Origin of the sequence: Paenarthrobacter sp. FR1 (genome assembly GCF_051106045.1) — a bacterium.
GTDB lineage: Bacteria > Actinomycetota > Actinomycetes > Actinomycetales > Micrococcaceae > Arthrobacter > Arthrobacter nitroguajacolicus_A.
In genome coordinates, this window is the sequence record NZ_JBPFSF010000002.1 from 183,061 (window position 1) to 196,945 (window position 13,885).

At 63.1% G+C, this 13,885-nt stretch carries 15 protein-coding genes; 7 read left to right on the plus strand and 8 right to left on the minus strand.

Annotation, left to right across the window (positions count from 1 at the left end):
- Nucleotides 1-11: 11 nt before the first annotated feature.
- Genes ACR30Z_RS05520 through ACR30Z_RS05530 form a run of 3 tightly spaced genes read right to left on the minus strand, consistent with a single transcriptional unit; the run spans nucleotide 12 to nucleotide 1,750 of the window.
- The gene (locus ACR30Z_RS05520; RefSeq protein WP_434371483.1) at nucleotides 12-515 is read right to left on the minus strand and encodes a DinB family protein; all 504 of its coding nucleotides are present in this window, start codon (nucleotides 513-515) and stop codon (nucleotides 12-14) included.
- Nucleotides 512-943 carry a VOC family protein gene (locus tag ACR30Z_RS05525; protein WP_144647871.1) on the minus strand — a complete coding sequence of 144 codons (432 nt, stop codon included), beginning with the start codon at nucleotides 941-943 and terminating at the stop codon, nucleotides 512-514. The genes ACR30Z_RS05520 and ACR30Z_RS05525 overlap by 4 nt, the downstream gene beginning before the upstream one ends.
- Nucleotides 944-979: 36 nt before the next feature.
- A complete protein-coding gene (locus ACR30Z_RS05530; RefSeq protein WP_434371484.1) occupies nucleotides 980-1,750 on the minus strand; it encodes an SDR family oxidoreductase in 771 nt (256 codons plus the stop codon).
- A gap of 160 nt (nucleotides 1,751-1,910) precedes the next feature.
- Between ACR30Z_RS05530 and ACR30Z_RS05535 the strand changes: the two genes are divergently transcribed.
- Nucleotides 1,911-2,600: a hypothetical protein gene (locus ACR30Z_RS05535; protein WP_144647867.1), complete on the plus strand. Its 690-nt coding sequence runs from the start codon at nucleotides 1,911-1,913 to the stop codon at nucleotides 2,598-2,600.
- A 49-nt stretch (nucleotides 2,601-2,649) separates the two neighbouring features.
- Here the strand turns inward: ACR30Z_RS05535 and ACR30Z_RS05540 are convergent, their stop codons facing one another.
- The gene (locus ACR30Z_RS05540) at nucleotides 2,650-3,150 is read right to left on the minus strand and encodes a GNAT family N-acetyltransferase (RefSeq protein ID WP_434371485.1); all 501 of its coding nucleotides are present in this window, start codon (nucleotides 3,148-3,150) and stop codon (nucleotides 2,650-2,652) included.
- Nucleotides 3,151-3,284: 134 nt separating this feature from the next.
- Entirely contained in the window at nucleotides 3,285-5,630 is a 2,346-nt protein-coding gene (locus ACR30Z_RS05545; protein ID WP_434371486.1) for a glycoside hydrolase family 3 N-terminal domain-containing protein, read from the minus strand.
- 200 nt (nucleotides 5,631-5,830) lie between these two features.
- On the opposite strand from ACR30Z_RS05545, the gene ACR30Z_RS05550 reads away from it, so the two are divergent.
- The 4 genes from ACR30Z_RS05550 to ACR30Z_RS05565 are packed head-to-tail and all read left to right on the plus strand — an operon-like array spanning nucleotide 5,831 to nucleotide 9,721.
- On the plus strand, nucleotides 5,831-6,937 hold the full coding sequence (locus tag ACR30Z_RS05550; protein ID WP_434371487.1) for a Gfo/Idh/MocA family protein: 1,107 nt from the start codon (nucleotides 5,831-5,833) through the stop codon (nucleotides 6,935-6,937).
- 25 nt (nucleotides 6,938-6,962) lie between these two features.
- Nucleotides 6,963-7,925: a PmoA family protein gene (locus ACR30Z_RS05555; RefSeq protein WP_434371488.1), complete on the plus strand. Its 963-nt coding sequence runs from the start codon at nucleotides 6,963-6,965 to the stop codon at nucleotides 7,923-7,925.
- Nucleotide 7,926: 1 nt separating this feature from the next.
- The gene (locus tag ACR30Z_RS05560; RefSeq protein WP_434371489.1) at nucleotides 7,927-8,673 is read left to right on the plus strand and encodes a cupin domain-containing protein; all 747 of its coding nucleotides are present in this window, start codon (nucleotides 7,927-7,929) and stop codon (nucleotides 8,671-8,673) included.
- A gap of 25 nt (nucleotides 8,674-8,698) precedes the next feature.
- Nucleotides 8,699-9,721 carry a LacI family DNA-binding transcriptional regulator gene (locus ACR30Z_RS05565; RefSeq protein ID WP_434371490.1) on the plus strand — a complete coding sequence of 341 codons (1,023 nt, stop codon included), beginning with the start codon at nucleotides 8,699-8,701 and terminating at the stop codon, nucleotides 9,719-9,721.
- 18 nt (nucleotides 9,722-9,739) lie between these two features.
- Here ACR30Z_RS05565 and ACR30Z_RS05570 read toward each other — a convergent pair whose 3' ends face one another.
- Nucleotides 9,740-10,147 carry a hypothetical protein gene (locus tag ACR30Z_RS05570; RefSeq protein WP_434371491.1) on the minus strand — a complete coding sequence of 136 codons (408 nt, stop codon included), beginning with the start codon at nucleotides 10,145-10,147 and terminating at the stop codon, nucleotides 9,740-9,742.
- 267 nt (nucleotides 10,148-10,414) lie between these two features.
- Between ACR30Z_RS05570 and ACR30Z_RS05575 the strand changes: the two genes are divergently transcribed.
- Nucleotides 10,415-11,152, plus strand: a complete 738-nt coding sequence (locus ACR30Z_RS05575; RefSeq protein ID WP_144647853.1) for a GAF and ANTAR domain-containing protein — start codon at nucleotides 10,415-10,417, stop codon at nucleotides 11,150-11,152.
- A gap of 90 nt (nucleotides 11,153-11,242) precedes the next feature.
- On the opposite strand, the gene ACR30Z_RS05580 is transcribed toward ACR30Z_RS05575, so the two are convergent.
- On the minus strand, nucleotides 11,243-11,848 hold the full coding sequence (locus tag ACR30Z_RS05580) for a hypothetical protein (RefSeq protein ID WP_434371492.1): 606 nt from the start codon (nucleotides 11,846-11,848) through the stop codon (nucleotides 11,243-11,245).
- Between the two features lie 494 nt (nucleotides 11,849-12,342).
- Between ACR30Z_RS05580 and ACR30Z_RS05585 the strand changes: the two genes are divergently transcribed.
- On the plus strand, nucleotides 12,343-13,095 hold the full coding sequence (locus ACR30Z_RS05585; RefSeq protein ID WP_434371493.1) for a hypothetical protein: 753 nt from the start codon (nucleotides 12,343-12,345) through the stop codon (nucleotides 13,093-13,095).
- A 94-nt stretch (nucleotides 13,096-13,189) separates the two neighbouring features.
- Here ACR30Z_RS05585 and ACR30Z_RS05590 read toward each other — a convergent pair whose 3' ends face one another.
- Entirely contained in the window at nucleotides 13,190-13,864 is a 675-nt protein-coding gene (locus ACR30Z_RS05590) for a TetR/AcrR family transcriptional regulator (RefSeq protein ID WP_434371494.1), read from the minus strand.
- Between the last annotated feature and the right edge of the window lie 21 nt (nucleotides 13,865-13,885).

Consider the following 13,885-nt stretch of genomic DNA (forward strand, 5'->3'; position numbering starts at 1 on the left):
GTATGCCAAAGCTAGGAATCTGTCGTTGTCACTTGTTCCCGCAGGATGTCCGCATGTCCGCAGTGCTGCGCCAGTTCACGCAACATATGGAGGTAGACCCATCGCAGGGGGAGTGGGCCGCGGCGGTTGCCCAGCACGAGGTCGTCGAGTCCCAAATGCGCGGCAGCCCGGCGCGAGGCCTCGCACGCCTCCACATGAGCCGCCTGGATGCTGGCAACAGTGTCATCGTCGTTGAGGATGAATGAATCGTCGGGCGTGGCTGGGATGCCAATCTCCGCACGGGACCTTTGGGTGATGGCTTCGTCGAACCAGACCTTCTCAACGAAGATGGCGTGCTTCACCAAGCCCAGGAGCGTCGTACGCGAGGCGACCAGCCGTCGTCGTGCCTGTTCTTCGGTGAGCCCGTCCAGGCTGGCGTTCAGAGCCCTCCGGTGCTCGTCCAGAAAAGTGTCGAATTGTGCATGTGCATCCTGGTTGATGACGTCGTCGGCGAAGGTCGGAGGGAAGCCGCTCATCCGAAAGCCACGGTCCCGTCGTCGTTGATCTTCCAACCGGGGTTGTGCGCAATTTCCCAGACGATGCCGTTCGGGTCCTTGACATGACCGTGGAAGATACCGCCGAAGGCGCCGGCCTGGGCGGGCTTCACCACAGTGGCACCCGCCGCCACCAGCTGATCGATGGTGCTGGACACTTCCGCGGCGCTTGCCACGTTGTGCGAGAGTGTCACCCCGCTGACGCCGGCCGTGGGCGTAACGCTGTTGAGGTCCTGATCGAACTTTTCGGCGTCGAACAACCCAAGCACCAGGCCCGGCGCGACGTGGAAGAAGATGATCTCGCCGGGCACGTCCATCAGCGGATCCCAGCCCAGCCCGTCCTTGTAGAAGGAACGGGCGTGGCCGAGATCCGCCGTGGCGAACGTGATGAAATGCAGTCGCTGGTCCATACCGGACATGCTAGCGACAAGGTACGACGGCGGCGCTCAGCTCAGGTGCTGACGCGCACCGTTAAGGTGGGTAGCCGGGGCATCGAACAGCGCCGAAACGTGATCACCCAGTTCGCTGACGTGGGTGTAGCCGGGGAACTTGCGGTGCGGTGCAGCTTCCCGCATGGCGTCGTCCAGGAGGGCCTTAACGACGAAGACCACGGCGGCGGAGGTCTGCTCCTTGGGTTCCGTTTTGTGGCCTGACTGGACCTGGTGGAAGCCATCAGCGACGCCGAGGACCCAAGCTTCGGAGGCGGCCTTAATGGCTGAGTAGCTGGCGCCGGAGGCCGTGGGGTTGGCTGCGGCAGTAGCCGAGACGATGGCCAAGCGTCCCCGGGGAGAGGATTCCAGATCGGTGTAGAACGCGCGGGACGTGTTCCGGAGGGTCGTCATGATGCTGGTGTGAAGCACCTCCCAGTCCTCGTCTTTCTGTCCAACGATGCCTTCGCCGCCGCGCCAACCACCCACAAGGTGGATCAGCCCGTCCACGCTTCCAAGCTCGGCGCGCACCGACTCAGCCAGATCCTGCACCGCTGCCGCGTCCGCCAGGTTGCAGGTGTAAGGCACCACGTGGTGGTGGTTCCCGGCCAGCGCTTGGAGGCGTTCGGCGTCGAGGTCCACTGCAGCAACGTGAGCGCCCAGTGCCGCAAGCGACGCCACCACGGCCTGGCCGGCAGCGCTTGTTGAGCCGGCAACCACAACGGTGAGGGGCCGGTTGGCAGGCGTGTTGGCAGATGCCACGTCATTGTGGTCAGTCGAAGTGGGCAAGGTGTGTCCTTCCAAACGGTGATCATGGTCAGAAGGAGCTTACCGAGCAGCCTCGAATGCTTATGCTCAGATTACCCGAGAGTAAGAATCTTTCATGCTGAGACTAGAGGTGGCGGGCTAAGGACTCCCGACAGTGGGGCTCAAGTGGGAGGATGGATCAGTGGATTCCCTCTTCGACTTCCTTGGCAGTTACTGGTGGCTCATCTTCCCCATCGGCGGTATGGCCGGCGGTTGGGCCAGGTCGTGGTCCAAGGCCAGCGAGGAACGCCACCGCCGCAAGGTTGAGCTGCTGAAATTGCGGAACCAATTGGCGGTGCACGAGGAAGCCAACCAGGCGGAGGTGGTCTCGCTGATGGCTGCGCACGACTCAGTGAATCACCGGTGGCTGGATTACGAGCTGGACGTAGGCAACCTCATTGATTTCCCGCTCATGACCGACGTCCGTGAGCCCCTCACGGTTGCCTTCCTGCGTGCCAAGAAAGAAGCCGATGGCCTGCGTCCCGAAGCGGCGGAAGACATTTCGACGCCGGCCCGCCTGGCTGAGTACCGGGCCGCCGTGCACAGCTACGAACTCGCTTTCGATGTTGCCGAGCGGGAGGCCAGGCGCATCAAGGACGGCAACTTCTCCGGCCCTGAGCGGCAACGGCTGGCAACAGCCAGGAAGCTGCTGCGCATCGCAGAGGATACCGCCGCCACCCCGGCCGAACGTCAGACGGCATATAAACGGGCCCGCAAGGAACTCGATGGTTTGATCGTCCTGCCGGAGGCCACGGTTGCCGCGCTGGAGAGCAAGATCATCAGCATGTTGGACACCCGCAAGGACCCGGACACGGACGTGAAGTTCGCTTGATGCGCAGCCGCGTACAAAGGTCCGTACCTTCGCATCCCGCTTTGGGTGGCTAGCGGAGCTTGACGCCCATCACGGTCCGCACCATCGTCCCCGCCACGTCGTCTTCGAGGTGCCGCATTCCGATCCGTTCAGCTACCCGTCGCGAAGCCATGTTGTCCGGGTGAATGATGGCCACCAGGCGACCCGCCCCCACTACATCCCGGGCGTACTCCAGGCAGGCCAAAGCCGCTTCCGTGGCATATCCGCGGCCCTGAAGCTCCACGCGCACGTGATAACCGACCTCCAGCTCCAACCGGCCATTGACGTTTTGCCACGTTAGCCCGCAGTCGCCCACGAATTCGCCGTCGTGCGTCTCCACGAGCCACAACCCGTATCCGTGGCGGCCATAGTTCGCCTGGTTCCACTCGATCCAGGCGGTTGCTTCATCCCGGGTTTTCGGCGCCGGGTAAAACGTCATCACCTCAGGATCTCCGAGCAAAGCGCTCAGCGCTCCGAGGTCGGGGAGCGTCATCTCGCGGAAGCGCAGCCGGTTCGTAGTGTGGGGAAGCATCTCCGAAGCCTACCTGCCGCTGAGCTGTGCCTTCACTACCTTCTTTGAACCCTGCCGGGCCACTTAGCAACCAAAATAGGCTGACTTCGGGCCTTGTGGAAGCCAAAGTGGGTGGTGGCGGCACAGGCCGGTGGTTAGCCCAAGCCGCGCACCTCCACCGGGGTCAGCATTTCCCGCTCGAACCCCACAACACGCCGAGGCCCGTGCAGGATGACCTCGTGGGAAGCAGCATCGGAAGCACTGGATGTGCAGACGTGCAGCTTCACCAGCCCGGGCGTCACCACGCGCTGAAGGTCCAGCCCAGTGAAGGACGTGCGGTCGGTGTGAACCACAAAATCGACGACAGCGGACGCGCCGGCTTCCAGCTCGACGCGTGCGTAGCCGATCAGCTCGCGGACCGGACGAACCACTTCGCCCACCGGATCTTCCAAGTACAACTGGACGATCTCGGCTCCGCTGCGGGATCCGGTGTTCGTGACCGTACAAGTGACGGTGACCGAGTCCGACGTCGACATCGTGGGAGTGCTGCATTGGTGATCCGACAGGTCGAACGTCGTGTAGGACAGGCCGTGCCCGAACCCGAACAGTGGCGAGGGGTCCAATGCGCTGACTCCGCTGGGCCCGGCGAGCTTCGAATGCAGGTACGTGCCTGGCTGGCCACCGGACGTTCGCGGCACCGAGACGGGCAGCTTCCCGGAAGGATTGACGACGCCGGTCAGTACGTCCCAGAGCGCCTCGCCGCCCTCTTCGCCCGGGAAGAATCCCTGAACGATCGCGTCGGCACGGTCCACGAAGTCGCCCAGCGCGTAGGGCCGGCCGCTGAGTACCACCACCACGGCACGGGTCCCGGAGTCGGCGCAGGCCTTCAACACACGGTCCAGCATCCGGTGCTGGTCGCCCGGAAGGCGGAGGTCGGCGGCGTCGTTCCCTTCGCCCGAGGTGCCCCGACCGAACAGTCCAGCATTGTCGCCCACCACCACCACGCACGTCTCCACAGCGGAAGCCACCTGGCAGGCCTCAGCAATCTGTTCCTCCGTGGCTGACTCACAATTGCCCGTGACGGACGTGGCCACGGAGCCGAACCGCTGAGCAGCAACCGCCGCCACCGAAGGAACAGAAATCCCCATGGGGACGTCAGGGTGCGACGCTCCCACGTGGGCATCGAAGGAGTAGCAACCCAGCATCGCGAACGGGTCGTCTGCCAGGGGCCCGACAACAGCAAGGGAGCCGGACGCGGGCAACGGCAGGGAGGGAGTTCCGTCAAAAGTCCGGTTGCTCAGCAAAACCAATGACTGCGCCGCCAGTTCACGAGCCAGCGCCCGGTTGTCCCACGGATCCAAGTCAATCGGGCCGGACAATGCCGGCGGAACAGCGGAGAAATCAGCGGACAACAGTCCCACTTGGGCCTTCTGCGTCAAGACCCGCCGCAACGCCTCGTCAACAACGGACTCGTCCAGCCCGCCTTCGTGGATGCGACGCAGCAGCGGCTCACCAAAGCAGTTCACGGTAGGCAGTTCAACGTCGACGCCGGCACTCAGGGCCAGCACGGCAGCGTCACCGGAGTCCGCGGCAACGCCGTGGGTGACGTCCAGGAACGCGACGCCGAAGTAGTCCGCCACTACCGTCCCGGCGAAGCCCCAGTCCTCACGAAGCAGCCCGGTCAGCAGTGCGCGGTTCGCGGCGGCCGGTACGCCGTCGACGTCGGTATAAGCGTGCATCACCGAACGGGCGCCGCCGTGGCGGAGCGCCATTTCAAACGGCGGCAGCATGACGTCGGCGAGTTCGCGGGGGCCCATGGAGACGGGTGCGTGGTTGCGGCCGGCCTGGGAGGCGGAGTAGCCGACGAAGTGCTTGAGCGTAGCGACGATTCCCGTGGACTCCAGGCCCTGGACGTAAGCGGTGGCTACGGTTCCCACCAAGTAGGGGTCCTCACCGATGGTTTCCTCCACGCGTCCCCAGCGGAGGTCGCGGACAACGTCCAGCACGGGAGCCAAGCCTTGATGCACGCCGAGGGACCGCATGCTGGTGCCAATCCTGGCGGCCATCTCCTGCACCAGTTGGGGGTTGAACGTGGCACCCCACGCCAGCGGCACGGGAAACGCCGTCGCCTTCCAGGCGGCCAGCCCGGCCAGGCATTCTTCGTGGACCTGTGCGGGAATGCCGAAGCGGGAGGCAGCCATGATTTGCTCCTGCGCGGCGGCCAAGCGTCGTGCGCCCTCGGCCGGTTCCACGGGAACGGTGCCATACATGCGGGTGATCTGGCCCAGTCCGTCGGCGATGATGTCGTCCCAGGAGCGCGTGTCTCCAGCCATCTGGCTTTGCAGGGGAGCAACGGAGTCGCCGTCCGTGGAAGCGTTGACCCAGACGCCCACCAACTGCGCGAGCTTCTCCTCGAGGGTCATTTCACGGATGAGGTGCTGGACGAGGTCCGACGCGGGAACGCGGGCAAGTGCTTGCTGATCGGCGGCGCCGGTGCTCACAGGCTTCTCCTTGGATTCTGTTGATGTTTTTTAGAAACTATCAGAAACTCACATTTACTTTCTAGCCTTGAAAAGTGTTGATTTACGAGCAGAATCTCCCTAGCGTTGACGGAGTGCCACGCAGAATCGGAAGAACGGCACCGAGATAAATCCGAAACTTTCGGAACTTTCTACTCAAGAGACCTAACGGAGAGACGCGCATGCAGACGTACAAAGTGGCCATCGTGGGAACGGGCGGCATCGCAGCCGTCCACGCATCCAACCTGGCCCGCACCGACAACCGTGCGGAGTTGGTGGCCGCGTGCGACGTTGACGACGCACGCCTGCAGGCCTTCGCCGACGAACACGGAATAGCCGGGCGGTATCAGAGCCTCACCGAGCTGCTGGCTGAGGCCAAGCCAGACATCGTGCACCTATGCACCCCGCCGATGATGCACATCGACCAAGCGATCGAGTGCCTTGAAGCCGGCGCGCACGTGCTGTCCGAGAAGCCGCCGGCTCTCAGCTTGGCCGATTTCGACCGCCTCAACAATGCTCAAGCAAAGGGCGGCGCGCAGTTCTCCTGCGTCTTCCAGCACCGGTTTGGCGATGCCTCAGCTGCGGCCCAAACCCTGATTGGTGGCACGGACTTCGGCCGCCCGTTGGTGGCCCGCTGCGACACCCTTTGGTACCGGCCCGACGAATACTTCGACCTCCCGTGGCGCGGAACCTGGAAAGCGGAAGGCGGCGGACCCACCATGGGCCACGGCATTCACCAGTTCGATCTCCTCCTCCACCTGCTGGGACCGTGGGAAGAGGTGAACGCCATCGCGTCACGGCAGGCCAGGGCCACGTCCACCGAGGACTTCTCCGCTGCGTTGGTCCGCTTCGAAAACGGTGCCGCAGCTACGGTCATCAACTCCTTGCTCTCGCCGCGCGAAACCTCGGACATCCGGGTGGACTGCGAATTCGCCACCATTGAACTCAGCCACCTCTACGGCTACGGCACCAAGGACTGGACCATCACCGCGGCACCCGGACACGAGGACACTGTGGCATCCGCATGGGCTGGACAGCCGTTGGAGCGGGGAAGCGGCCACTCCGCCCAGTTCCTGGCAATATATGACGCGCTCGACGCCGGATTGCCGCTCCCAGCCGGCGCGGACTCAGCGCGGCAAACACTGGAGCTCGCTGCCGCGATTTACGCCTCCGCCTTCACCGGCCAGCCCGTGCGTCGCGGAGAAATCGTCCCCGGCCACGCCTTCTACGAGGGAATGGACGGTGAGGGCCGCGGCACCCGCGTCCTGGCCTCCTCAGCCCGTGCCTGATTCCACACCCAACAGGAGAACCCCAATGACCACCACAGCGCAGCCCACTCTGACCGACACCATTACCTATGCCGACGACGGACGCTCCCTGACGTTCACCGTCGGAACCCGGGACATCGCCACCTATACGTACCTCCCCACCGATGACCAGTACGAAAGTCCTCGCCCGTTCTTCCACCCGCTCACCACCTTGGAAGGGGACGATGTCACCATTTCCAGGCCGTGGGACCATGTCTGGCACAAGGGACTTTCCTGGGCACTGCCCAACGTGGGCGAACACAACTTCTGGGGCGGAGCAACGTATACCCGCCAGACCGGCTACGCGAACCTGGACAACAACGGGGCCATGAACCACCAGGCCTTCACCAGCATCGATGACACCGGCAAAGGCATCACCGCTGCAGAAACACTGCTCTGGACCGGGCAACCCTCCGAAGCCGGGCAGGACGGCCGGCCCCTCATCGCCGAGAAGCGCAGGTTCGGCATCCAGCTCCTTCCCGCGGTCAACGCGTGGGCACTCCTCTTCGAAACAGAGATGAGCAACGTGTCCGGGGCCGAGATCGGCATCGGGAGCCCCACCACCGAGGGTCGGGACAACGCAGGCTACGGCGGACTGTTCTGGCGTGGGCCGCGTTCGTTTACGGGCGGTGAGTTCCGCTCCGCGGCCGGGACAGGCGCCGACGAATTCATGGGCACACGTTCAGAGTGGATCGCCTTCACCGGTCAGCACGATGTCACGTGCCGGAAGTCCAGCATCCTGTTCGTCGAGGACCAAGCCAACCCTGGTGCCTCCAACCAGTGGTTCGCCCGCTCCTCCATGTTCGCTTGCCTCGGGTCGGCTCCATTCTTCAGCGAAGTAGTCCCGCTCAAGGAGAACGAACCGCTCACGTACCGGTACGCCGTCGTGATTGCTGACGGTACTGTCCCGGAAGAGCGCGCCGCAGCGCTCGCGGACGCCGTCAAGGCTGCACTGGAGGGCTGGGCCTGACATGTGCACCTCATTCCCGGGAGCCACGGCCGTATCCGAGGTCAGTATCTACGACTGGCCGGGGGCGGATGGCGCAGCCGGCGGCTCACCGCACGTGCATACCGCGTCTACGGAGGCCTATGTGGTGCAGCAGGGGGCTGGTCGCTTGGAAACCCTGGACTCGCGAGGGTTCACCTCCACGCCGTTGGCGCCCGGAACGGTGGTCTGGTTCACGCCCGGTACCGTCCACCGCGCCATCAACGACTCCGGCGATTTGAAGGTGCTGATCGTCATGCAGAATGCCGGGCTTCCCGAGAACGGCGACGCGGTAATGACCTTCCCGCCCGAGCACCTGGCGGACGTCGACGCTTATGCGCGTGCTGCGTTTCTTCCGTCCCGGGATGCCGACGGCGGTGACGCGGCGGCGGAAGCAGCTGCGCGCCGTCGTCGGGACCTGGCTTTGGAGGGTTATCTGGCGCTGAAAGCCGCTGTGCAGGAGTCAGGTGTCGGGGCGCTCGCGGAATTTCATGCCGCGGCCGCGAAGCTGGTGAGCGGCAGGACCGGAACCTGGCGCGATTACTTGGCTGGGGGCGCCGAGCGGCAGGCGGACCTGACAGGGCGGCAGTTGGAGTCTCTCGAGTCCATGGAAAGTTTCTACTTGCAGGACGCTAGGACTACGATGGGCGAACGGAAAACCCGCAGGATCTACGGCATGTGCGGCCGGATCCAGGCGTGGGAACTTTCCGAAACTGTCGTCGCCGGGACCTGATTCCCGGCTTGAAAGGTGGGGACCCATGGTGACCAAGCAGGACTCGGGACGGGCTACGATCAGCGAGATAGCCCGGGAGGCCGGCGTCTCGGTGCCCACGGTGTCCAAAGTCCTCAACGGCCACGCCCACGTCGCCGCCGCCACCCGCGCGAGGGTTGAAGAAATCATCGCCAAGCGCGATTACGCCCGCCGGCCCGCCAAGCGGCGCCAGAAGGCCGGACTTATCGACCTCGTGTTCCCGGGTATGGGCTCGGAATGGGCATGCGAGATCATCGAAGGCGTGGAGCGCGTTGCCCAGGAAGCCGGGTATGGCACAGTGGTCAGCAGCCTCTCCCTGGACGGCTCGCGGATCCGCCCCTGGCTGGCGAACCTGGCAGAGCGAAAGTCCGACGGCGTGCTGCTGGCCGTGTACGAACTGGACTCGAAACAGATCCAACGCATCAAGTCGCTCGGCATACCGGTGATCCTGATCGATCCCGTGGGGCAGCCTGGGCCCGACCTCATGACCGTTGGTGCGGCCAACTGGGACGGAGCTTTCTCGGCCACGGAGCACCTCTTGAAGCTCGGCCACACGCGAATCGGCATGATCGGCGGCCGCGAGGATTTGCAGTGCAGCAGTGCCCGCGAAGACGGGTATCTTGCTGCGCTGCGCCGTGGCGGGGTTGAGGTTGATCCTTCGCTGATGGTGCCCGGCGACTTCTCCACCGAGTCGGGAGCGCGGGGGACCGAGGCTCTCTTGGCACTGTCCGAGCGGCCCTCTGCGATCTTCACCGGCAACGACGCTCAAGCGTTGGGCGCCTACCGGGCCGCTCGCTCCGCGGGGCTGCGGATCCCCGAGGATCTCTCGATCATCGGCTTCGACGATATCCCGGCCGCGGAGTGGATCGAGCCCGGCCTCACCACCATCCGTCAACCGGTGGTGCAGATGGCCGAAACCGCCATGCGCGCACTGCTCCGGCACCTTGAGGGTGATGAGGAGTTGCCGCAGCGGATCGAGTTGGGAACTGAGCTGGTGGTGAGGGGCTCGACGGCGGCGCCTGCTGCTTAGTCTGTTTTGGTGCGCCGCTTAGCTGCGGCCCATGCTCGTTGACGGGTCGCCGCCGCCTTCAGAGGGATCCGCGCGCAAGTCGTCCGGGTCGCCACTCGGAAGCCCAGCTGGACCCGCGACGTCGCCCTCGGCTTCGGGGGTGTCGTCGCTCCTGGGGCGAGTTCCGCCGTCGCCATCTTGCGCGCGGGTCTGTGTTCCGCCGTCGGGTTCTCCGGGCGCGCGGTGACGGCCAGCGGGCGGAGTGCGCTCCTGGGACGGGTCCTCGTTCATGGCGTTGGACCCTTCGCTGATGGACGAGTGGACTTGGATGTCGTCGTCCTTTTCGCCCGGCTCGGGGACGCGCCCGTCGTTCACGGGGTCCGAGGTGCCGGCAAGATCTTCCATGGCATTCTCGGTGGCCTTGCGGATGCTGTCTTCTACGCCCATCAGATGGCTCCTTTGCACGAATGGCCCGCACATCGGGCCCGGGTAACATAGTAAGCCTACTTAGTTATTGCCCCATGTGACACCCCATCGGGGTTTGACAACGCGGTGGTTTGCAGGTCTTGTTCCCGCAGGTCAACGCGTCCCGCGGCCAACTTTGTACCGTCGATCGTTGGGCGCTAAGGTATTTCCAGACCGTTTTGCAGAGGGCGGCAATCTTCGCTCCTTTGCTGTCTGCTGGGGACGCTTTTCAGTCAGTAGGAACGTGCCATGGTCAACCCCCGCCCCGAGCAGGAAGCTCTCCAAAATGGATACTTCCTGGATCTCGTTCTCGGCAGCGAAGATGTCGAGGCCTTTCTCAGCGACCTTGCTGCCTTCTCCGCAGAGAGTCTCTCCCACCCGGACGCCCCCATGTTTTGTGGCATTACCGTGCTGCGTAGGAAGAGGTCGGCCACGGCTGCCAGCAGCGATGAACGCGCCCGCGTGATGGATGAGCTGCAGAGTACCTACGAGGGGCCCTGTCTCACCGCCATGGACAAGCTCACATCCGTCCTGGTCCCGGACCTTCGTGGAGAATACCGCTGGCCGGATTACGTGGCGGCGGCAGCAGATCAGGGACTGCGATCCATCCTCAGTGTTCCGCTGCTCGTGGAAGGTGACACCCGTGCAGCGCTGAACCTGTATTCCGAGCAGACCAACGCGTTCAGCGACGACGATGTGGAGCGGGCCGAGGTCTTCGCCTCCCACGCTGCCAAGTCGCTTCGCCTCGCATTGAAGATCGCGCAGCTCAGCGACGCCAGGAACGACCTCGCGGCCGCCATGCAGTCACGCACCGTCATTGACCTCGCTGTCGGTGCGATCATGGCCCAGAACCACTGCAGCCAGGACGAAGCCTTCACCATCCTGCGCACGGCATCCAGCAACCGCAACATCAAGTTGCGGCATTTGGCGGAGTCGATCATCTCGGCGGTTTCCTCGGGGAAGATTACGACGCACTTCGAAGAGTAGGGGCGACTCCCACGGAGGGCCGTTACGGCCGGTTATTAAACGAAGAACGCCGGGGTGTTTGGCACCCCGGCGTACTTTGTATTTGGTGACCTACTTGGTTCCGGTAGTACCAGAGCAGCTGGCCATTGCGCCGGTGCCGGAACCTGTGTTCTTCGAGACACTGGCGCCATCGACAAGAATTTCGCAGGTGACCGAAGCTTCAGACGTGAAATCGCCGGTCACTGTCAATGAGGTTACGCCGAAACCTGCCACTGAAAGTTCCTTCTTCCAGTCAGCCGTAATGTCTTCGTTCGAGGAGCCATCGCCGTTCCAGAAGGTGACCTTTGCCGGACCCGTTGTCGTGACGACGTATTCGACTTTGTGTTCTTTGTTCAAAGACTCGCTGACACTATTGGCCGCTGCGGCAATAATCGACGTGACGATAATGGCGATGATCACCGAGACCGCACCCAGAATCAGGCCCGTAATGGAGGTGCCCTTTTTGCTGAACTTGCGGGTCAGGCCGATGATGCCGAAGATCACGGCGAGCGGGCCTAGGATAAATGCAACGAAGCCCAAGATCGGGATGATGGCAAAGACAACGGCAACGATGCCGAGAACCAGCGCCGTGGTGCCGAATCCATTGCTTTTCAAGGGCTGGTTGTAGCTGGGGTCTACGGGGCCTGGCGCCACCGGCGGGGAATACGGTTCACTCATGTCCATACCTTTGTTTGAAGCGATGCGAAGTGATGCGCCATTGTCAGGATTTGGTAGGAGTCAAATGAATGCTCGTTCCCCAACAACGGCGATCTCAGTGTAAGCAAAGGTAGAGGAGCTCTCTGGCATTTATCCTGTGGCGCACTGGATTGTGTCCAATCTGCAATTTCACGTCCTCGGTAGCGATAGAGGCGACTCAAATCAGCTAGGTGAATCGACCCGAAAGACTGCGTTGCCGAAACAATGTCAACTTCCGGATATGCTCCCTTGAAGGGCCCAGAATGGGGCTCTTGCGACTGGTCCTAAGGGGAACATTGAGGGTTTATAACTCACCGAAAAACTGGCCGACGCCGCCGCCAGGATGGCAACCCCATGAAGGATGGCATCCGGATCCTGCCTGGGGTCCCGCTCCTCCGGGTCATGAATTCTGGATTGACGTGTCGGCTCCGTCGCTGTCTCCCGAACCTCCCGGGAAGACGTTAACCACCACTGCGATGGTCCTCGCCGCGGTCGCTCTGGTCTTGTTTTGGATTCCCGTACTCAATATTTTGGGGCTGCTGCTCGGTTTGGCGGCAGTCGTCTTGGGAGTCATCGCGCTGGTATCCATCAAACGATCCGGCTCAGCATCGCAGGCTCTTGCAGTAGCAGCCGTCGCCATCGGCGGTTTGTCGATCATTGGCGCAGTTGTCACGTTGTCTGCCTACTCCGCGAGTTCTCCCAAGAGCGCGAGTGTCGCTGCAGACTTGAGCAGCCCTGCTCCGTCGGCTACCACTGCACCGTCGTCAACGCCCAGCGCCAATCCCACACCAGGGGCGGGTTCCGCCACAAATCCCCACCCGGTTGGAAAGGCGGCAGTTGTCGGACGGGAGTATCAGGTTGCAATTCTCGGTGTAAAGCTCAACGCAACCGATGAAGTTGTCTCGAATAATATGTTCAACGATCCGCCTAAGGGCCAGTATGTCTTGGTTGATGTGGCAGTAACCTACGCCGGAGATGATGAAGGGACACCGTGGATCGACCTTTCCACGACCTTCGTAGGTACTGACGCCCGACAATACGACGCGGGGTCGTGCGGCGCATCATTGACGAACGGGGCTATGAGGGTTCCCACGTTGGAACAAGGGGGAAGCGCCACCTATCAGGTGTGCATGGATGTACCCGTTGGCGCAGTTGACGGAGGCAAAATCTTCGTTGAGAGGAGTTTGTCGTTCAACAGCAAGGCCCGGACATATTGGGCGGTGCGCTAGGCGACTTTCTGCTGGATCATTCGCGTCAGCAATGCCCGGCAACGGCAAAAACGGGTGGGCGCCTCGGTATCACCCGGAATGATCCAGCACGAAGTCAACGCCGCAACGCACCCTCCCACACCAGTTTCACGGCGTGGCGCACGCGCTGTCGGGTTTCGGCCACCGAGGCTGTATCTGGACCTGGCGGCCGCACCACGAACTGGTAGTAATAGAGCCCATTGATCAGGTCGATCATTGCCTCGACATCAACGTCGGGAGAAAGTTCGCCAGCGGAGATGCCGCGACGGATTTCCGCAGCGATCGGTTCACGGCGTCGCGACACATGCCGATCCCATGACAGTGCGCGGAGTTGGTCGTTCTCCAGGCCCATGGCAACGCGCTTCTTCACCAGCACGCCCACCCGGCCGTCAACGTCGATTGCGGCCTCCTCGTAGGAATTGAGGATGGTCTCCAGGGTGGTGCCCGCGCGCTTCAGCATGATGCCTGTGCGAACACTGTCCAGGGCAGCCGCTAGAAGTTCCTCGCGGCTGCGCCACCGCCGGTACAAGGCGGCCCGGCTCACGCCTGAATCCTCGGTAATCGCGGACACCGTGACTTCCCGGGTGTCCCGTTCCAGCAACAGTTCCACCGTGGAAGATAGGACCGCGGACTCCAGTGCAGTGTCGCGGGGCCTGCCGGGGTGCCGTTCAACAACCCCTGCGGCTTCTTCGTCGAGAACCCGGTCCGGCATGAGCCCGTTTGGGATGGGATGCAAATTCTGCTGGATCATCGCTGGCCGCACTCCTCCGTG

Excerpts from the sequence above, each read along its gene's own strand:
- ACR30Z_RS05550 (WP_434371487.1), top strand. The coding sequence starts at position 5,831 with ATGCAGACGTACAAAGTGGCCATCGTGGGAACGGGCGGCATCGCAGCC.
- ACR30Z_RS05585 (WP_434371493.1), top strand. The coding sequence starts at position 12,343 with ATGGTCCTCGCCGCGGTCGCTCTGGTCTTGTTTTGGATTCCCGTACTC.
- ACR30Z_RS05525 (WP_144647871.1), bottom strand. The coding sequence starts at position 943 with ATGGACCAGCGACTGCATTTCATCACGTTCGCCACGGCGGATCTCGGC.
- ACR30Z_RS05580 (WP_434371492.1), bottom strand. The coding sequence starts at position 11,848 with ATGAGTGAACCGTATTCCCCGCCGGTGGCGCCAGGCCCCGTAGACCCC.
- ACR30Z_RS05555 (WP_434371488.1), top strand. The coding sequence starts at position 6,963 with ATGACCACCACAGCGCAGCCCACTCTGACCGACACCATTACCTATGCC.
- ACR30Z_RS05560 (WP_434371489.1), top strand. The coding sequence starts at position 7,927 with ATGTGCACCTCATTCCCGGGAGCCACGGCCGTATCCGAGGTCAGTATC.
- ACR30Z_RS05575 (WP_144647853.1), top strand. The coding sequence starts at position 10,415 with ATGGTCAACCCCCGCCCCGAGCAGGAAGCTCTCCAAAATGGATACTTC.
- ACR30Z_RS05565 (WP_434371490.1), top strand. The coding sequence starts at position 8,699 with ATGGTGACCAAGCAGGACTCGGGACGGGCTACGATCAGCGAGATAGCC.
- ACR30Z_RS05520 (WP_434371483.1), bottom strand. The coding sequence starts at position 515 with ATGAGCGGCTTCCCTCCGACCTTCGCCGACGACGTCATCAACCAGGAT.
- ACR30Z_RS05540 (WP_434371485.1), bottom strand. The coding sequence starts at position 3,150 with ATGCTTCCCCACACTACGAACCGGCTGCGCTTCCGCGAGATGACGCTC.
- ACR30Z_RS05570 (WP_434371491.1), bottom strand. The coding sequence starts at position 10,147 with ATGGGCGTAGAAGACAGCATCCGCAAGGCCACCGAGAATGCCATGGAA.
- ACR30Z_RS05590 (WP_434371494.1), bottom strand. The coding sequence starts at position 13,864 with ATGATCCAGCAGAATTTGCATCCCATCCCAAACGGGCTCATGCCGGAC.